Source organism: Micromonospora sp. NPDC050276 (assembly GCF_044459545.1).
Classification (GTDB): Bacteria; Actinomycetota; Actinomycetes; order Mycobacteriales; family Micromonosporaceae; genus Micromonospora.
In genome coordinates, this window is record NZ_JBITJA010000007.1 from 325013 (window position 1) to 341093 (window position 16081).

The window sequence follows — 16081 nt, forward strand, 5'->3', positions numbered from 1 at the left end:
TCTCCCGTGTTGCGGTGTGGATTTCAGTGTGCCCGGGGCGGTGCGGTCGAATCCCGAACCACCAACCGGGTGGGCAGGACCACCGGAGTGTCGCAACCGGCGGCCCGTTGACTGACGACAGGGTTCGGCGGTCGGGCCCCGAGCGGGTCGAGCAGCATCTGGGCGGCGAGCCGGCCCTGCTCGGCGGCGGGCTGGGCGACGGTGCTGAGCCCGAGCACACCGGCCAGGTAGTGGTCGTCGATGCCGACCACGCTGACGTCCTGCGGCACCCGCAGTCCGACGTCGCGCAGGGCGGTCATCGCGCCCATCGCCATCTCGTCACACGCGGCGACGATCGCGGTCGGCGGCTCACCGCGGGCCAGCAGTTCGGCGGTGGCCCGGTTGCCGCCGTCGATGGTGAAGGTGGACTCGATGTCCAGGGTCGGGTCGGGTCGCAGGCCGGCGGAGCGCAGCGCCGCCTGGTAACCCCGCCGTCGGTCGAGGTGGGTGGTGAAGGCCAACTCGTCGTCCGGGTCGCCGGAGATGTGGGCGATCCGGCGGTGGCCGAGGTCGATCAGATGCTTGGTGGCGACTCGCGCGGCGGCCACGTCGTCGATGCGTACACACGGCCAGTTGGGCACCCTGCTGCCCGAGCTGATGGTGACTCCGGGCAGTTCCAGCGTGGCAAGCGCGGTCAGGTCGGCCGGACGCAGGGGCGTGGCGACAAGCATGATGGCGTCCACCCGCTTGTGCAGATTGGCCGTACGCAGGACCCGCTGGCGGACCTGCTCCCGGCCGCCCAGATTGTAGAGCAGCAGGTCGTAGCCGGACTGGTGGAGGTACTCCTCGACCGCTTCGACGACGGTGCTGAAGAACCAACGGGTGATGCGGGGGACGACCACCGCGACTGTGCCGGTGCGACCACCGGCGAGCCGCGACGCGCTCGGTGAGACCTCGTAGTCGAGCTGCTCGGCGGCGGCCAGTACCCGGCGCCGGGTGGCGGCCGAGACCGTCGGCAGCCCCCGCAGGGCCCGCGAGACGGTGGCCGTGGAGACCCCGGCCAGCCGGGCCACATCATCGATCCTCGTCACGGTTTCCCCCGCTCGGTGCCCGGTGCCCGCCGCCGCCCGACGGTCCGGGCGGCGGCGGGCGCGCGGTCAGCCCTTGACGCTGCCGGCGAGCAGACCTCGCACGAAGAAGCGCTGCAGGGACAGGAACACGATGAGCGGTACGACGATCGACACGAACGCGCCGGCGGTCAGCCGTTGCCACTCGTTGCCCCGCGTGCCGGCCATCTCGGCCAGCCGGACGGTGAGCGGGGCGGTCTCGTCGCCACCGCCGGCGAAGATCAGCGCGACCAGCAGGTCGTTCCAGACCCAGAGGAACTGGAAGATGCCGATCGCGGCCAGCGCCGGGGTGATCAGCGGCAGCACGATGGTGCGGAAGATCTTCGGGTGGGTGGCCCCGTCGACCCGGGCCGCCTCCATCAGATCCCCCGGCAGTTGCGAGATGAAGTTGTGCAGCAGGTAGACGGCGAACGGGAGCGCGAAGCAGGTGTGCGCGAACCACACCTGGGCGAACTTCTGTTCGTCGACCAGGTCCCAGGCCGGCATCAGGGTGACGCCGCCGAGGCTGACGCCGGTGGAGAAGAACTTCAGCAGTGGCACCAGCGCCATCTGCAACGGCACGATCTGCAGCGCGAAGATCGCGATGTAGGCCCAGTCCCGACCGCGGAAATTGATCCACGCGAGCGCGTACGCCGCCAGGGAGGCGAAGGCGAGCGGGAAGAGCACCGACGGGATGGTGATCGCCAGGGAGTTGATGAAGTAGCTGGCCAGCTGCCCGGACGACGATGACCGGCCGAACAGGACCTGCTGGTAGTTCTCCAGTGTGAACTGCGGGTTGGTGAAGGCCGTCCACCAGCCGGTGGTCTTGATCTCGTCTTCGGGTCGGAGCGAGGAGATGAACAGGCCGAAGGTCGGGATGGTCCAGACCACCGCGATGACGATCGAGACGAGCGTCGCGGTGCGGCTGTTCAGCCGCTTGCGGACCCGCCCGGCGGTGGTCTTCGGTCCGTCGGTCCGCTGGGTGCCGACGGCGGTTGTGGGCGTGGCAGTGGTCATCTCAGCCCTCCCGCTGCTGACGGAGGTTGCGGATCTGGTAGATCACGATCGGGATGACCAGGATGAAGAGGAAGACCGCGAGCGCGGAGCCCTGCCCGTTCTCGCCGTACCGGAACGCCTGGTTGTACATCTCGTTGGCGATCACGCTGGTGTCGTAGTTGCCGTTGGTAGCGGTTCGGACGATGTCGAAGACCTTGAGCGTGGCGATCGAGAGGGTCACCACCACCACGATCAGCGCCGGTCGGATGGTCGGCATGGTGATCCGCCAAAACATCTCCCACGGGCTGACTCCGTCCAGCCGGGCGGCCTCCACGATGTCGCCGGGGATGGCCTTGATCGCGGCGGAGAGCACCACCATGGCGAAGCCGGCCTGGATCCAGACCATGATGACGATCAGCAGCAGCGTGTTCAGCGGTGATTCGAGCAGCCACTGCTTGGGCTCGCCGCCGAGGCTGACCACGATGTGGTTGAGCAGGCCGATCTGGTCGCCATCGCCGCGGTAGGCGTAGACGAACTTCCAGATGATGCTCGCGCCGACGAACGAGATCGCCATCGGCAGGAAGATCAGTGACTTGGCGACGGCCTCGAACCGGGCCTTGTCCACCAGTACGGCGTAGATCAGGCCGAAGCCGGTCGCCACCAGCGGGACCAGGATCACCCAGATCAGGCTGTTGGTCAGCACCCGGATGATCGAGTCGTCGGAGAACATCCATCTGTAGTTGGCCAGGCCGACCCACTCGTTGCTGTCCTTGTCCATCAGGGAGAGCAACGTGGTGCGGATGGCCGGCACGACCAGCCCGATGGTGAGCAGCAGCACCGTCGGCAGCATGAAGAAGAGCGCGAAGAGCCCTTCCCGTTGCCTCGGGCGCCGGGGGAGCGGGGCACCGCTGGCGGACGCGGCGACGAGCTGCGCCTCCCGACGGCGGGCGAACCAGGCCGGCACCACGTCGAGAAGCAGGAGCAGACCGCCCACCACCGCGACGAAAGCGATCAGCCCGTACATCAGCATGAGGAACTTCGGCTGCTCCTCAGCGAAGTCGAACTCCATCGACCCTCCCAGGTCCAGATCCGTCGGTGGGCCGGCCCGCGGGTGCGGACCGGCCCACCGCTCAGATCACTTCCAGCTGCTCTCGATGCCCTGGAGCACCGACGCGGTGTCCTTGCCGTTGATCCACTCGACCATGCCCTTCCAGAACGTCCCCGCGCCGACCGCGGCCGGCATCAGGTCGGATCCGTCGAAGCGGAAGACGCCGGTCTTGTCCTGCAGGATCTGGACGGAGAGCTTGTCGATCGGGCTGGCGACGTTGGCGATGTCCAGCTTGTTGTTCGCCGTCACCCAGTTGCCGAGCTTCGCGCGGCTGTTGACGTACTCAGCCGAGGCGAGGTAGGTCTGCACCGCCTGCACCTCGGGGCGGTCGGTGAAGCCGACGACGAACTCGCCCGCGCCGAGCACCGGCTTGCCCTTGGCCGTGTCGATGGCCGGGAAGTAGAACGCGAACGCGTCGCCGTCCTCGGCCACCTTGGTGCCCTCGGGGAACTGGTTGGCGTAGAACGACGCCTGGCGGTGCATGGCGCACTTGCCGGTGGTGACCGGCAGGCCGGCCTCACCGAAGGCGGTGGTGCCGATGCTCTTCACCCCGCCGAAGCCGCCGTTCATGTACTTCTCGTTCTTCAGGATCGTGCCGGCCCGGTTGACCGCGTCGACGATCCGCGGGTCGTTGAACGGGATGGCGTGGGTGGTCCACTGGTCGTAGACCTCGGGGCCCTGCGTACGCAGGATCACGTCCTCGATCCAGTCGGTGGCCGGCCAGCCGGTGGCGTCCCCGGACTCGATGCCGGCGCACCACGGCTTGATGCCGCTCGCCGCGATCGTGTCGCTGAGCTTGATCATGTCGTCCCAGCTGGTGGGGACCGTCCAGCCCTTCTCCTTGAAGAGCTTCGGCGAGTACCAGACGAAGGACTTCACGTTGGCGCCGAGCGGCACACCGTAGAGGGTGCCGTTGACGGTGCCGTACTTCAGCCAGTCGGCCGGCAGGTTCTGCTCGGCCATCGTCTTGGTGTCGGCACCGAGGGATTTCAGCTTGCTGGCGTCGGCGAACCGCTTGACCAGGCCCGGCTGGGGCACGAAGGCCAGGTCGGGCGCGTTGCCGCCGTCGACCCGGACCGGGAGCTGCGCCTCGAACTCGGCGTTGCCCTCGTAGTCGATCTCAATGCCGGTGCAGTCCTCGAACGTCTTCCACGAGTTCCTGAGCAGGTCGGCCTCGGCGTCACGGATGGACGCGTAGATGGAGACCTTCTTGCCGTCGTGGCCCTCGTACTTGTCGTATGCCGCGCACTCCGCGGAGCCCGCGTTGTTGCTCTTCTTGTCGTCGCCGGTACCACAGGCGCTGGCGCTGAGCGCCAGCCCGAGTACGCCGGCGATCACGAAGGCCTGGCGTGGTCTGGTAAAGACCGCCATGCCGTCCTCCTTCCTAGCCGGCGCGGTCGTGCTGGTGACCCTCGCCGGTCCGATTGGGCGTGCACACATGTAAGCGCTTGCATCCGGCGCGGTCCACCCCCTGTCAGACACGAGCGAGTAACAATCCGGAAACCTGCGGGCTGCCTGGTGGGGCGCGCTCTCGGGTCGAGCTTCGGCCTCTTTCGAAGACTGACGATATCTGTCAGGCTGGGCGCACCGGATCGAAGGTTTTCGACATAGGAGGAGCTGTATGCGAAAGCGGTGGATCAGCCTGCTGGTGACGGGTCTCTTCGTCGGGGGAGCACTGGTGCCGGCGACCCCGGCGCTGGCCGCGCCGACCTTCAAGGTTCCGTTCCCGTGCGGCCAGTCCTGGTCCGGGCAGACGCGGTCGGACCACAGTCCGGCGTACGCCGTCGACTTCAACCGCACCGATGACCTCGGCGACCCGGTGGTGGCCAGTGCCCCCGGCACGGTCGATCGGGTAACCGACCTCGGCGGTACCAGCTACGGCAAATACGTCCGAATCAACCACGGGGGCGGTTACAGCACCTACTACGCACACCTCAACGGCTTCAACGTCTCGGTCGGGCAGACGGTCGGGTACGGCAAGGTGCTCGGCTGGGTCGGCAGCACCGGCGGCTCGACCGGCCCGCACCTGCACTACGAGCAGCGCCTCAACGGCGGCGACATCCAGGTCCGGTTCAACGGCACCCTCGCGCTCTACTGGGGCACCAAGGGCTACACCAGCGACAACGGATGCTCCTCGGGCGGCGGCAACGGCACTGTCGACACCAGCGGCACCCCGCTGACCGTCCGCTCCGGCCCCGGCACCGGGTACGCCTCGGTGGGCACCGTCGCCGACGGCACCCGGGTGACCATCGCCTGCCAGACCAGTGGCACCACGGTCACCGGCACGTACGGCACCAGCTCGATCTGGGACCGGATCGGCTCGGGCCGCTACATCGCCGACGCGTACGTGTACACCGGCTCCGACGGATACATCCCCGGCGTGCCCCGCTGCTGACCCGGCAACGGACACGGTCCCCGGCGCGCGCCGCCGTAGGGGACCGGCGCCGCGAAGCCGACGAGGGCCCACCAGGCGCGCCGGCCGGAGGCCGCCGGCACGTCCCGAGATATCTCCATGGTCGAGATATTTCCGCCGACGAGCAGATCAAACCCCACAAGAAAGCGCCGGGATCGCGGCGGGCGGTGCTCCTGTCGGGAGGACGAAGCTCCGGTCGCGGCGACCCCGGCGGGTCCCGGTAATACGGCTAACGAGCGCTAATTGAAGATGCTGACACCACCCGGGCCGACCAGCAGCCCGACGACGATGAGGACGATGCCCCACAGGATCTGCCGGCGGAACAGCGCGAGGATGCCGGCGACCACGAGTACGACTGCGAGAATCCAGAGAATCAGCTCCATGACCTCTGACTACCCGACTGGCCGATCGGGGAAACCTGGTCGGTGTCGAGTTGATCGCCAACGTGAAAGACGCTGTACGCCTGCTTGATCACCGGGTGCGCGACGTTGCGGACGCGGACCCCGCCGGGGGTCGTGCCGCGCTCGGTGCCGGCGTGCGCGTGCCCGTGCAGGGCCAGCGCGGTGGGCGCCGAGTCGATCGCCTGCCCCAACTGGTACGACCCGAGGAACGGGTAGATCTCCAACGGTTCGCCGGCCAGCGTGTCCGGCACCGGTGAATAGTGGGTGAGCGCGACCAGCATGTCGCAGTCCAGCGAGCGCAACGCGGCGCCGAGACGGTCCGCGCTGTCGGTGGTGGTGCGCACGAAAGCCTTCATCTCCGGCTCGCCGAAGTCACTCGCGCAGCGCCCCGCGAACCCGCCGCCGAAGCCCTTGACGCCGGCGATGCCGAGCCGACCACCCGCGCAGTCCAGCACGACGCCGTTGCCCTCCAGCACGGTGATCCCCGCGTCCTCCAGCACCTTGACCACCTGTGGCACCTGGTCACACTGGTGGTCATGGTTGCCCAGCACGGTCACCACCGGCACGGCCAACCCACCGAACTCCTCCGCCACGCAACGCGCCTCGGCCTCGGTGCCGTGCCGGGTGAGGTCCCCGGCCAGCAGCAGCACATCGGCGCACTCTGGCAACTCCTCCAACGCCGGTCGGAACCGGCCGACCACGTCCTCGTCCAGATGCACGTCGCCCACAGCGGCGATCCGGATCACCATGGAACCTCCCTCAGGGCAGTTGCTCGATCTCCGTGGGCGCCTGGGCGCGGATCACCCCGATGTCGCTGGTGATCGGCACGTCCGGGAAGCGCTCGGACACCCGACGCAGGATCTCCTCCCGCCGGTGTGGGCTCTCCACCTCGCCGTAGAGCACGAGGGCGCGTTCCCGTCGGATCACGGTGATCCCCTGTTCGGCGACGGCGGGGTCCTCGACGAGCAACCGTTGGATCTCCGCTTCGACGTACTCATCCGGTGGCCCGGCGCCGATGTCGCGATGATGGGTCACGATGTCCCCTCTCCTGGCTGGGTGCCGGTGACCGACACCACCTCCAGCCGATCCAGCAGCACCAGAAACGCCTCGGCGTACGGCGAGTGCTGCGTCTCCTTGCGTACCCGTTCCCAGTCGATCTGCTCCCGCAACGACCGGGCCAGTGGCAGGCCCCGGGCGAAGTCGCAGTAGTGCTGGGAGAAACTGAGGAGCTTGTGCACCATCAGCTGGGTGGCGGACAGCACCGGCATGTGAATCGCGTCCACCGGCCGGACGACCGTGTCGGCGAACGTCTCCTCGGTCACCGGCGTCTCGATCGGCCGGTGGATCAGGTCCACCATCCGGCCGTCGTCGAAGACCTTCACCAGCCAGTCCTCCGGTGGACGTTCGGCGACGAAGCCGGCGGCCACCAGGGCCTCCAGCGCCTGCTCCACGTCGGCCTCCCGGATCAGGAAGTCGACGTCGTGGTCGCTGGAGTGGCCTCCGTGGGCGTAGACGGCGAAGCTGCCGCCCAGGGCGAACGGGATCTCGGACTGCTTGAGCACGGCGGCGACCTTCTTGAGGGTGTGCACAAGGCTCTCGTCCCCGCGCTCAGCCATCTGGTTCTCCCGTCGTCGTGGGCGCACCGGCGGTTGGATTTCAAACTCCGGTACCCGGCATTCCGGTCGGCCACACCTGCCGGTGTCGCGGTCAGGCGTCAACAGGGATGAACCACCGCAAACTTCGCGGAGCACGTGCGTGGGTCGGATAACCTGTGCAGAGTGGCCAGATCATCGGGGATGCGACGACGCAAGGCCCGATTGCGCACCGTCGCCCTGATCGGCATCGACGGTTCGGGCAAGACCACTCAGGCACACCGGCTGGCCGACGCGCTGACCGCCGCCGGCCGCCCCGCCACCTACCGCCGCAACGCCAGCGGGCGGCGCTGGCTCGGCCGGCTCGCCCGCCGGCTCGGTCAGCCCGACGCGCAACGGCTCGTCGGGCGGGACGGCGTCCTGGCCGTGGAGTCGGTGCTGCGCTGGCTCGCCATCGCGATCGCGCTGCTCAGCTGCCTGCTCACCGGCCGGACAGCGGTGATGGACCGCTACTCGGCCTGCCAGTACGCGAGCATCCGGGCGCACGGCGGGCAGCGCTGGGAACGGATCGCCCGGGCCGGCTACCGGCTGTTCCCGACCCCGCAGGTGACCTTCCTGCTCGCCGTCGACCCGGCCGAGGCGTACCGGCGCATCGAGGAACGGGGCACCGACCACGAGACGATGGGTTGGCTGACCGCGGCCGACACCGCCTACCGGACGCTGCCCGAGTACCCCAGCTTCGTGCTGGTGGACGCGGGCCGTCCGGCCGAGGAGGTGACCGAGCAGATCCAGGCGCACCTGGAGACCTGGCTGCCGCAATCCGGGGCGACCGGGGATGACGTCGGCCCGGTCGTTGCTCAGGCCCGCCCGTAGACCGGAACGGTGGCGCCGCTGGTCGGGGCGGACTCCGGCGACGCCAGGAACCGGATGACCGGCGCGATCTCGGCCGGGGTCACCCAGCGGGAGTGGTCGGCGTCGGGCTGGGCTGCCCGGTTCGCCGGGGTGTCGATGACGCTGGGCAGCACGGTGTTGCAGCGCACGTGCTGTGACCGGTACTCCACCGCGACGGCGTTGGCGAAGGCCAGCACGGCCGCCTTGGCCGTCGAGTAGCCCGCCGCACCACGGAACGGGGCGAGGGCCGCGCGGGCCGAGACGCAGACCACCGCGCCGCCGCCGGCTGCCACCAGGTGCGGCAGCGCGGCGTGGGTGACGAGGTAGGTCGGCCGCAGGTTGACGGTGAGCATCCGCTCGAACTCCTCGACCGGTGTCTCGTGCACCAGCCCGCCGCTGGCGTACCCCCCGACGAGGTTGACCACCGCGCGCAGCGGTGCCGCCGGTTCGCTCGCGGCGGTCTCGACGGCCTGCGCCGCGCCCGCCGGCTGGCCCAGGTCCGCGACCACCCGGACCAGTCCGGCCGCCGCCGGCTGCGACCCCGAGCGGACTTCCCGCTCCGGTACGACCACCCGCCAGCCCGCCTCGAGGAACGCGGTGACGACTGCCACGCCGAGCCCGCCGGAACCTCCGGTCACCAACACGCTGCGCGCTGCCATGCGCCTCACGCTAGTCCCCCCGCCCGCCCCCGCCCCCGCCCCCGCCCCCCGCGTCCCCTGCACCCCCTCCGTCGATCATGAAGTTATTGCCGTGACACGCCGATCTGGGTGGCAACAACTTCATGATCGCCGTCTGCCGCGCGTCTGCCGCGCGTTTGCCGCGGGCAGGGTGGTGGTTCGTTTGGCCGTTGAGGGCGCAGGATCGGCGGATGCGCATCCTCATTCTCGGCCGGGCGACGGCCCGGCTCGCCGTCGAGCAGGGTCACGACGTGACCTGTGCGGCCCGGGGCGTGTCCGGCGCGGTGCCGGAGGGTGCGCGGTTCGTGGCGGCCGACCGCGATGATCCGGAGGCGCTCGTCCCGCTCGCCGACGCTGGTACGGCGAGGGCGAGGTGAGCATCGAGCAGTTGGTCCGGGAACTCTGCCACTCTGGGTACGACTGCCGGAGACCGGTGGCCTGATGGACCGGGACGTCCGACCGGCCCTGGACGGCGGGCTGACGGTCCGGCCGCTGCCCGACACCGTTCGGGCGACCGCGTCCTGGATGACCGCGCACCCGGCCGCCGTCCGGCAGGGTGGACTCGACCCGGCGGATGAGGCGGCGATCCTGGGGGAGTGGCAGGCTGTGCGGGACCGGTGATCCCGGCTGATCGAAGTTTCCCCCACCTCGGACAGTCATAGTTGACGCTCACGCTTCGTGAAAGTAAGTTTCACCCGTGGCGAAGAGTCCGAAGATTTCTGCGAGTCACGAGCCCGGTGGGCTGATCGTCCACATCAGCGGGCTGTTGCCATCGCTGTCGCCCGCCGAGCAGCGGGTCGCCCGGCTGGTCGTCTCCGACCCGGCGGCCGCCGCCCGGAGGACCATCACCGACCTCGCCACCGCAGCGGAGACGTCCGAGGCGACCGTCATCCGTTTCTGCCGTTCGGTCGGCATGGACGGTTATCCCCAGCTGCGCATCCGCCTCGCCGCCGAGGCCGCCCGCCGGATCGAGCCGCCGGACGCCCGGGTGGTCGGCGGTGACATCCCGCCCGGCGCGGACCTCGCCCAGATCATCGCCACCATCGCGTTCAACGACGCCCGCGCGGTCGAGGAGACTGCCGAACAACTCGACCCCGCCGTCTGCGAGCAGGTGGTCGAGGCGATCAGCGGGGCCGGTCGGATCGACATCTACGGTGCCGGAGCCAGCGGGTTCGTCGCCTCGGACTTCCAACAGAAGCTGCACCGCATCGGCCGGATCGCCTTCTACTTCCCGGACGTGCACACCGCGCTGACCTCGGCCGCCCTGCTCGGCCGGGGTGACGTGGCGATCGGCATCTCGCACACCGGCACCACCTCCGACGTGATCGAGGTGCTGGAGCAGGCCCGCACCCGCGGCGCCGCGACCGTGGCGCTGACCAACTTCCCGCGCTCGCCGATCACCGACGTGGCCGACTTCGTGCTGACCACGGCGGCCCGGGAGACCACCTACCGCTCCGGCGCGACAGCCAGCCGACTGGCCCAGCTCACCGTGGTCGACTGTCTCTTCGTCGGGGTGGCCGCGCGCAACCGGGCCCGGGCCCGCAAGGCCCTGGAAGCGACCGCCGAGGCGGTCCAGTCGCACCGGGTGGGTGCCAACCGGAGGCGGGCATGACGGCGGGTGCGGACATGCCCGCACCGCCCGCTCGCCCGACGGTCCGGGTGGGCGCACCCACCGAACGACGCAACCCGCTCAGCGTCGACCTCGACCTGATGTCGACCCGGGACGTGCTCACCGTCATCAACGAGGCGGACCGGCGGGTGCCGGCGGCGGTCGCCGCGGTGCTCGACGAGATCGCCACCACCGTCGACCTGGCGGTCGCCGCGCTTCGCGGTGGTCACCGGGTGCACTACTTCGGAGCCGGCACCTCGGGCCGACTGGGTGTGCTCGACGCGGCCGAGCTGGCACCCACCTTCAACTCGCCCCGACACTGGTTCTGCGCGCACCTCGCGGGAGGCCCGGACGCCATGTGGCGGGCCGTGGAGGACGCCGAGGACGACGACCGGGGCGGCGCGGTCGAAGCGGCCAGTTGTGTACGCGCCGGGGACCTGGTGGTCGGTCTGGCGGCCAGCGGACGCACGCCGTACGTCCTCGGGGCGCTTGCCGCAGCCCGCGGCACCGGCGCCTCGACGGTGCTGCTCTGCGCCAATCCGGAGGCGGAGGCCGCCCGGTCGGTCGACGTGTTCATCGGGGTGGACACCGGACCCGAGGTGGTCACCGGGTCGACCCGGATGAAGGCGGGCACGGCGCAGAAGTTGGTGCTCAACACGTTCTCGACCGCCGTCATGGTGCGCTTGGGGCGGGTCTACTCGAACCTCATGATCGACATGGTGGCCACCAACGCAAAACTCCGCGGCCGAATGATCTCGATTCTGGTCGAGGCCACCGGCTGTTCGGAGGAGGTCTCCCAGCAGGCCCTCACCCAGGCCGACGGTGACCTCAAGACAGCGCTCGTCTCCCTCGTCTCGGGCGCCGAGATCGACGCCGCCCGGGCCGCGCTGGCCCGCTCGGCCGACCAGGTGCGCGGCGCCCTCGCCCTGCTCACCTCGTAGCGCCACCCGCCCCCGGGAAGCGAACCGGGCCTCGGATTGTTCATCTGGCCGGGGGGTAATAACTCCCCGTGGATGAACCGACCGGTCCCGCGGTGCGTATCTGGCAGTGACCAGGATCGCAGCGTGGTGGTGACCCGGGTCGCTGTGCCCCCACGGCGGGCGGTGTTGCCATGGTGCGGTAACCCCCTACGTGGTGCCCAGTGGCGAGCCACCCGATGGGGTGCTGACAGCAAACATGGACCGTGCTCTCAGCTACTACTCAGGCATTCGTGACACTTTCGACTCACGACATGGAATCCCCGACACGTCTCATCTGTTGTGTAGGTGTCAGCACCGCTGGGCACAGCAGAAGTTACCAGGGGTTGACGGACGTGGGGAATGGCAAGGAACCGGGCAACCGGCGCGAGCGAGGGGACCGTGGGCAACGTGGACAAGAACATCGGCATGCGAACCGACGAGGTTGCCGAGGAGCGCGACCTGGTCGGCGTCTACCTGCACGAGATCTCCCGGACGCCACTGCTGGACGCCGCCAAGGAGGTCGATCTCTCCAAGGCGATCGAGGCCGGCCTCTACGCCGAGCACCTGCTCGGTGAGGAAGCCGTTCCCGCCGGTGTCGACCGGGCCGACCTGGAGTGGCTGGTCGTCGAGGGAGAGCGGGCGAAGGACCTCTTCATCCGCGCCAACCTCCGACTGGTCGTGTCGATCGCGCGGCGCTATGTGCGCTCGGGCATGCCCATGCTGGACCTGATCCAGGAGGGCAACACCGGCCTGGTGCGGGCGGTCGAGAAGTTCGACTACGAGCGGGGCTACAAGTTCTCCACCTATGCCACCTGGTGGATCCGTCAGGCGATCAGCCGGGCGATCGCTCAGCAGGAGCGCACCGTGCGGTTGCCGGTGCACCTGGTGGAGGACGTCAACCGGATGCGTAACGTGGCCCGACAGCTGACCCGTGAGTTGGGCAGCGATCCGGAGCCGGAGCAGATCGCCGCAGCCCTCGGCGTCACCGTCGAGCGGGTGAACGAGCTGCGCCGCTGGTCGCAGGACACCGTTTCGCTGGACACCCCGGTCGGCGACGACGGCGACACGAACCTCGGCGACCTGGTCGCCGACAGTGACGCGCCGTCGCCGGAGGACATCGTGCTCAGCGGCCTGGAGCGGCAGCGGATCGAGGGGCTGCTCAACCACCTGGACGACCGATCCGCCGGCATCATGCGGGCCCGCTACGGGCTGGAGGACGGCCGGGAGCACTCGCTCACCGAGGTCGCGTCCCGGTTCTCGCTGTCCCGCGAGCGGATCCGGCAGCTGGAGATCCAGGCCCTCGGCCGGCTTCGTGAGCTGGCCCGGGCGGAGGGGCTGCAGGCAGCCTGACCTGGTAGTAATTACGGCGAACGGCCGGCGTCCGATAGGGGGACGCCGGCCGTTCGCCGTTGCCGGTCGGGGTCAGCGAACCCGGCCGTAGCCCTGAATGGGCATCATGTTCATGCCGCGCTTCAGCACGTTGCGACCGGCGCTGGGCGCGTCGATCACCTGGCCGTTGCCCACATAGAGGGCGACGTGCCCGAGCCCGCTGTAGAAGACCAGGTCGCCCGGGCTCAGGTCGCCCCGGCTGATGTGCGCGACCGCGCTCCACTGCATCCGGGTGTTGTGTGGCAGGGACCGCCCGGCGGCCCGCCAAGCCGCCGAGGTCAGCCCGGAGCAGTCGTAGCCGTTCGGCCCGTCGGCTGCCCAGACGTACGGCTTGCCGATCGCGCCGAACGCGTAGCGCACCGCCGTGCCGGCGGCACCGGCCACGGCGGGCACGTTCTTGGCCTCGGTCGCCGCGGCCCTGGGCTCGGGTCGCTCGGTGGCGGCGCCGTACGCCTGCCGGCGCAGCTCGTACAGCTTGGCCAGATCCTGCTCGATCTGCTTCTTGCCCGCCGCCAGCTGACGAGCCTGTGCGGCCTGCCGGGTCAGGGTGGCGCCCAGGCGGGCCTTCTCGTCGAGTAGCCGCTGCTGGTCGGCGGTGAAGCCGGAGATGCTCTCCTGCCGCTGGCGAGTCAACTGCTCGATCGTGCCGAGCCGGTCCAGCAGCGCGGCCGAGCCGCCGGGGCGCAGCAGGGCGTCCGCGGTGCGCAGGCCCCCACTCTTGTACGCCGTGGCGGCCATCTTGGCCACGTCGGCCCGGCTCCGCTCGACCTGCTGTTCGAGTGGGCCGATGCGGGTCTGTAATCGGACCACGGAGGCCTCGTTGGTCTTGATCTCCTCACGCAGTTTGTTGTACGACTCGACGACCCGCTCCAACTCGGCCGAGGACGTCTCGATCCGGCGGGTCAGGTCGGCGGGGGACGGCTCGGCCTGGGCCGCCGCCGTCGGGGCGATCAGCGCGGCGGACATGCCGGCCAGCGCCATGGTGCGCAGCAGATTTCTCAGGGATGACAAGAGCGGAAGGCCCCTCTCCCACGGCCGCCGGGGCTGCTGACGCCCTCGGCGACACCGGCCGGGGCCATCCGGGCGGACGGCACTGGGCCGGACCGGCTCGCCCAACCTAACCCGGGACGGTTGTCGCTCGCAGTTGAAGCAGGGGCGAAAGTTGGAAGAGTTGCACGTCGTGCCGCTGGGTTGGGTGGCGTCATCGTGGCTGGTGACGCCTGCGGCCGTCGGCGTATCACCCTTTTTGCGAGCTAATGACAGATATACGACTTTCGTCGTTCCGGGCGTATGCCGCCGGATTCCTGGTCGCCATAACCGAAAAAACCTGAAATGGATGCTGTTTCTCGGCGATGTCACCCGGTGGTGGCCAGCTGTCGGGAGCCCGTAAATGCCCAGGTCGAGTGGCGCCGCCGCAACACAATGAGGGCCGGAGCCGGGAATCCCGTCGACAGCTAGCGATGACTGTCACCGGCGGGTCGAATCGGCCAACCGTCCCCTTCGGGAGGAACCGTGAATCGTGAAGGCGCAAAGACGCGACCGCCGCGAACGGTGCCGGGCGCCCGGTCGACCCTGCTGTACGCGCGGCCCGGCATCATCGTGACCGTCGACCGGTTCACCGTCGGCCGGACCAGTTACCGGGTCGCCGACCTGACCCATCTACGTACCACCCGGGGCCCACACGACCGGATCGCCGTCCGGGCAGTCGTCATCACCGCCAGCATGCTCGGCGGTGTGGGGGTGCTCCTCGGCTTCACCGGCGGCCTGCAACGCCTCACCGCCGGGGCGTACCTGATCCTCGGCGCGGTGTTCCTGCTACCGGCCGCGCTCGCCCTGGTGGGCGATCGCTGGCGGCCACCGCCGTACGAGCTGTGGGGGTGGTACCGAGGATCAGAGGTGCTGCTGTTCAGCGCCGACGACGAACGGCAGTTCGGCCAGGTCACCCGGTCGCTGCTGCGGGCCCGCGAGGTCAACCGCTACGGCAGCTGGGTCGACCCGCTCGCCTCAGCCGACCCGTGGCGGCCCAACCGCTGACCAGATGGACGGTGGACCGGCGTCGGGTCGGCGTCGGCCCGCCGCCCGCTCAGTGGGCGACCGGCTCCGGAGCCCGCTCCTGCTGCGGTGCGGCCACCCAGGCGCTGACCCGCCGCTCGGCGTAGAACGAGACGAACGGCACGGTGCCGGCCAGCATCACCAGCAGCATCCGCTTCAGCGGCCAGTCGGCTCGGCGGCTCAGGTCGAACGCGGCCACCAGGTAGATCATGTAGAGGAAGCCGTGCGCCGGCCCCACCGTCTCCACCACGACCGGGTTGTCGAACGCGTACTTCAGCGGCATGCCGATCACGACCAGCAGGATCAGCACCACGCCCACGATCCAGGCGATCACGCGGTACCGGGTAAGGGCAGCGCCCACCTTCGTCCGTCCTTCCGAGCCCGGCTCAGCCGGGATAGTCACCGGGCTTGGCGCCCGGATTGGCGTTCAACCATGACAGGTAGTGGTTGTAGGCGGCCAGGTCAGTGTCCTCGACGACATCGCCGGCGGCCGGCACCCGGGACACCCGCACCGGTCGGCGTACGGCCGGTCGGGACCCGGTGGTGACCGCCGGTGTCGGCTCGACGGCCGGATCCGGGGGCGGCGCGTCGGCCTCCGCAGCCCTGCGCCGGGCCAGCTTCACCTCACGCCACCACACGTAGACCACGAAGCCGGCGAAGATCGGCCACTCGACCGCGTACCCCCAGCTCAGGCTGTTGCCGGCGGCGGCCCGGCTGATCTGCCACCAGCCCAGCCCGAGGAAGCCCACGACCAGCACGACCATGGCCACGTGGCGCGCGATCCACGCCGGGGTCCAGAGCCGCCTCATGGCATCGAGGGTACCGGGGGCGCTGCCGGTCTCCGACACCGTGTCGTAGTTGTCGCCTCGCCGGGGTGGTTTGGCAGCACCGCGCCTGGGCAATCGTCTA

At 69.7% G+C, this 16081-nt stretch carries 20 protein-coding genes; 8 read left to right on the top strand and 12 right to left on the bottom strand.

Annotated features, from left to right (window positions below):
• Positions 1-23 precede the first annotated feature (23 nt).
• From ACIBF8_RS17930 to ACIBF8_RS17945, 4 genes are all read right to left on the bottom strand, one after another.
• Entirely contained in the window at positions 24-1070 is a 1047-nt protein-coding gene (locus ACIBF8_RS17930; RefSeq protein ID WP_396784178.1) for a LacI family DNA-binding transcriptional regulator, read from the bottom strand.
• A 66-nt stretch (positions 1071-1136) separates the two neighbouring features.
• Positions 1137-2102, bottom strand: coding sequence for a carbohydrate ABC transporter permease (locus ACIBF8_RS17935; protein WP_396784179.1), 966 nt, complete (start codon positions 2100-2102; stop codon positions 1137-1139).
• Between the two features lies 1 nt (position 2103).
• Positions 2104-3150 (bottom strand): carbohydrate ABC transporter permease, encoded by a 1047-nt coding sequence (locus ACIBF8_RS17940; protein ID WP_396784180.1) that lies wholly within the window; start codon positions 3148-3150, stop codon positions 2104-2106.
• Positions 3151-3216: 66 nt separating this feature from the next.
• Positions 3217-4560 (bottom strand): ABC transporter substrate-binding protein, encoded by a 1344-nt coding sequence (locus ACIBF8_RS17945; protein WP_396784181.1) that lies wholly within the window; start codon positions 4558-4560, stop codon positions 3217-3219.
• A gap of 250 nt (positions 4561-4810) precedes the next feature.
• On the opposite strand from ACIBF8_RS17945, the gene ACIBF8_RS17950 reads away from it, so the two are divergent.
• The gene (locus tag ACIBF8_RS17950; RefSeq protein ID WP_396784182.1) at positions 4811-5584 is read left to right on the top strand and encodes a peptidoglycan DD-metalloendopeptidase family protein; all 774 of its coding nucleotides are present in this window, start codon (positions 4811-4813) and stop codon (positions 5582-5584) included.
• Between the two features lie 257 nt (positions 5585-5841).
• On the opposite strand, the gene ACIBF8_RS17955 is transcribed toward ACIBF8_RS17950, so the two are convergent.
• Genes ACIBF8_RS17955 through ACIBF8_RS17970 form a run of 4 tightly spaced genes read right to left on the bottom strand, consistent with a single transcriptional unit; the run spans position 5842 to position 7646 of the window.
• Positions 5842-5985, bottom strand: coding sequence for a GPGG-motif small membrane protein (locus ACIBF8_RS17955; protein WP_007464364.1), 144 nt, complete (start codon positions 5983-5985; stop codon positions 5842-5844).
• Positions 5976-6752, bottom strand: coding sequence for a metallophosphoesterase (locus ACIBF8_RS17960; protein WP_396784183.1), 777 nt, complete (start codon positions 6750-6752; stop codon positions 5976-5978). Before ACIBF8_RS17960 ends, ACIBF8_RS17955 begins: the two co-directional genes overlap by 10 nt.
• 10 nt (positions 6753-6762) lie before the next feature.
• Positions 6763-7038, bottom strand: coding sequence for a hypothetical protein (locus tag ACIBF8_RS17965; RefSeq protein ID WP_124823215.1), 276 nt, complete (start codon positions 7036-7038; stop codon positions 6763-6765).
• On the bottom strand, positions 7035-7646 hold the full coding sequence (locus tag ACIBF8_RS17970; RefSeq protein WP_396784184.1) for a nucleotidyltransferase family protein: 612 nt from the start codon (positions 7644-7646) through the stop codon (positions 7035-7037). Before ACIBF8_RS17970 ends, ACIBF8_RS17965 begins: the two co-directional genes overlap by 4 nt.
• A gap of 153 nt (positions 7647-7799) precedes the next feature.
• Here ACIBF8_RS17970 and ACIBF8_RS17975 point away from each other — a divergent pair, with 153 nt between their 5' ends.
• Positions 7800-8468 (top strand): dTMP kinase, encoded by a 669-nt coding sequence (locus ACIBF8_RS17975; RefSeq protein WP_396784185.1) that lies wholly within the window; start codon positions 7800-7802, stop codon positions 8466-8468.
• On the opposite strand, the gene ACIBF8_RS17980 is transcribed toward ACIBF8_RS17975, so the two are convergent.
• Positions 8453-9145, bottom strand: coding sequence for an SDR family NAD(P)-dependent oxidoreductase (locus ACIBF8_RS17980; protein ID WP_396784187.1), 693 nt, complete (start codon positions 9143-9145; stop codon positions 8453-8455). The genes ACIBF8_RS17975 and ACIBF8_RS17980 overlap by 16 nt on opposite strands.
• A 209-nt stretch (positions 9146-9354) precedes the next feature.
• Between ACIBF8_RS17980 and ACIBF8_RS17985 the strand changes: the two genes are divergently transcribed.
• From ACIBF8_RS17985 to ACIBF8_RS18005, 5 genes are all read left to right on the top strand, one after another.
• Positions 9355-9540: a hypothetical protein gene (locus ACIBF8_RS17985; RefSeq protein WP_396784188.1), complete on the top strand. Its 186-nt coding sequence runs from the start codon at positions 9355-9357 to the stop codon at positions 9538-9540.
• 64 nt (positions 9541-9604) lie between these two features.
• A complete protein-coding gene (locus ACIBF8_RS17990) occupies positions 9605-9784 on the top strand; it encodes a hypothetical protein (RefSeq protein WP_396784189.1) in 180 nt (59 codons plus the stop codon).
• Positions 9785-9860: 76 nt separating this feature from the next.
• Entirely contained in the window at positions 9861-10775 is a 915-nt protein-coding gene (locus tag ACIBF8_RS17995) for a MurR/RpiR family transcriptional regulator (protein WP_030488123.1), read from the top strand.
• Positions 10772-11713, top strand: a complete 942-nt coding sequence (gene murQ / locus ACIBF8_RS18000) for an N-acetylmuramic acid 6-phosphate etherase (RefSeq protein ID WP_396784191.1) — start codon at positions 10772-10774, stop codon at positions 11711-11713. Before ACIBF8_RS17995 ends, murQ begins: the two co-directional genes overlap by 4 nt.
• 378 nt (positions 11714-12091) lie before the next feature.
• Positions 12092-13081: an RNA polymerase sigma factor RpoD/SigA gene (locus ACIBF8_RS18005; RefSeq protein ID WP_203148097.1), complete on the top strand. Its 990-nt coding sequence runs from the start codon at positions 12092-12094 to the stop codon at positions 13079-13081.
• Between the two features lie 72 nt (positions 13082-13153).
• On the opposite strand, the gene ACIBF8_RS18010 is transcribed toward ACIBF8_RS18005, so the two are convergent.
• A complete protein-coding gene (locus tag ACIBF8_RS18010; protein ID WP_396784192.1) occupies positions 13154-14131 on the bottom strand; it encodes an NlpC/P60 family protein in 978 nt (325 codons plus the stop codon).
• 501 nt (positions 14132-14632) lie between these two features.
• Between ACIBF8_RS18010 and ACIBF8_RS18015 the strand changes: the two genes are divergently transcribed.
• Positions 14633-15154 (top strand): DUF6232 family protein, encoded by a 522-nt coding sequence (locus ACIBF8_RS18015; RefSeq protein WP_396784194.1) that lies wholly within the window; start codon positions 14633-14635, stop codon positions 15152-15154.
• Positions 15155-15203: 49 nt separating this feature from the next.
• On the opposite strand, the gene ACIBF8_RS18020 is transcribed toward ACIBF8_RS18015, so the two are convergent.
• Together ACIBF8_RS18020 and ACIBF8_RS18025 are read right to left on the bottom strand one after the other, a co-directional pair.
• Positions 15204-15533, bottom strand: a complete 330-nt coding sequence (locus ACIBF8_RS18020; protein ID WP_396784195.1) for a DUF3817 domain-containing protein — start codon at positions 15531-15533, stop codon at positions 15204-15206.
• Positions 15534-15558: 25 nt separating this feature from the next.
• Positions 15559-15981, bottom strand: a complete 423-nt coding sequence (locus ACIBF8_RS18025) for a hypothetical protein (protein WP_396784197.1) — start codon at positions 15979-15981, stop codon at positions 15559-15561.
• Between the last annotated feature and the right edge of the window lie 100 nt (positions 15982-16081).

Excerpts from the sequence above, each read along its gene's own strand:
- ACIBF8_RS17985 (WP_396784188.1), top strand. The coding sequence starts at position 9,355 with ATGCGCATCCTCATTCTCGGCCGGGCGACGGCCCGGCTCGCCGTCGAG.
- ACIBF8_RS17980 (WP_396784187.1), bottom strand. The coding sequence starts at position 9,145 with ATGGCAGCGCGCAGCGTGTTGGTGACCGGAGGTTCCGGCGGGCTCGGC.
- ACIBF8_RS17935 (WP_396784179.1), bottom strand. The coding sequence starts at position 2,102 with ATGACCACTGCCACGCCCACAACCGCCGTCGGCACCCAGCGGACCGAC.
- murQ (WP_396784191.1), top strand. The coding sequence starts at position 10,772 with ATGACGGCGGGTGCGGACATGCCCGCACCGCCCGCTCGCCCGACGGTC.
- ACIBF8_RS17950 (WP_396784182.1), top strand. The coding sequence starts at position 4,811 with ATGCGAAAGCGGTGGATCAGCCTGCTGGTGACGGGTCTCTTCGTCGGG.
- ACIBF8_RS17960 (WP_396784183.1), bottom strand. The coding sequence starts at position 6,752 with ATGGTGATCCGGATCGCCGCTGTGGGCGACGTGCATCTGGACGAGGAC.
- ACIBF8_RS17940 (WP_396784180.1), bottom strand. The coding sequence starts at position 3,150 with ATGGAGTTCGACTTCGCTGAGGAGCAGCCGAAGTTCCTCATGCTGATG.
- ACIBF8_RS17945 (WP_396784181.1), bottom strand. The coding sequence starts at position 4,560 with ATGGCGGTCTTTACCAGACCACGCCAGGCCTTCGTGATCGCCGGCGTA.
- ACIBF8_RS18025 (WP_396784197.1), bottom strand. The coding sequence starts at position 15,981 with ATGAGGCGGCTCTGGACCCCGGCGTGGATCGCGCGCCACGTGGCCATG.
- ACIBF8_RS17975 (WP_396784185.1), top strand. The coding sequence starts at position 7,800 with ATGCGACGACGCAAGGCCCGATTGCGCACCGTCGCCCTGATCGGCATC.
- ACIBF8_RS17955 (WP_007464364.1), bottom strand. The coding sequence starts at position 5,985 with ATGGAGCTGATTCTCTGGATTCTCGCAGTCGTACTCGTGGTCGCCGGC.
- ACIBF8_RS18005 (WP_203148097.1), top strand. The coding sequence starts at position 12,092 with ATGGCAAGGAACCGGGCAACCGGCGCGAGCGAGGGGACCGTGGGCAAC.
- ACIBF8_RS17990 (WP_396784189.1), top strand. The coding sequence starts at position 9,605 with ATGGACCGGGACGTCCGACCGGCCCTGGACGGCGGGCTGACGGTCCGG.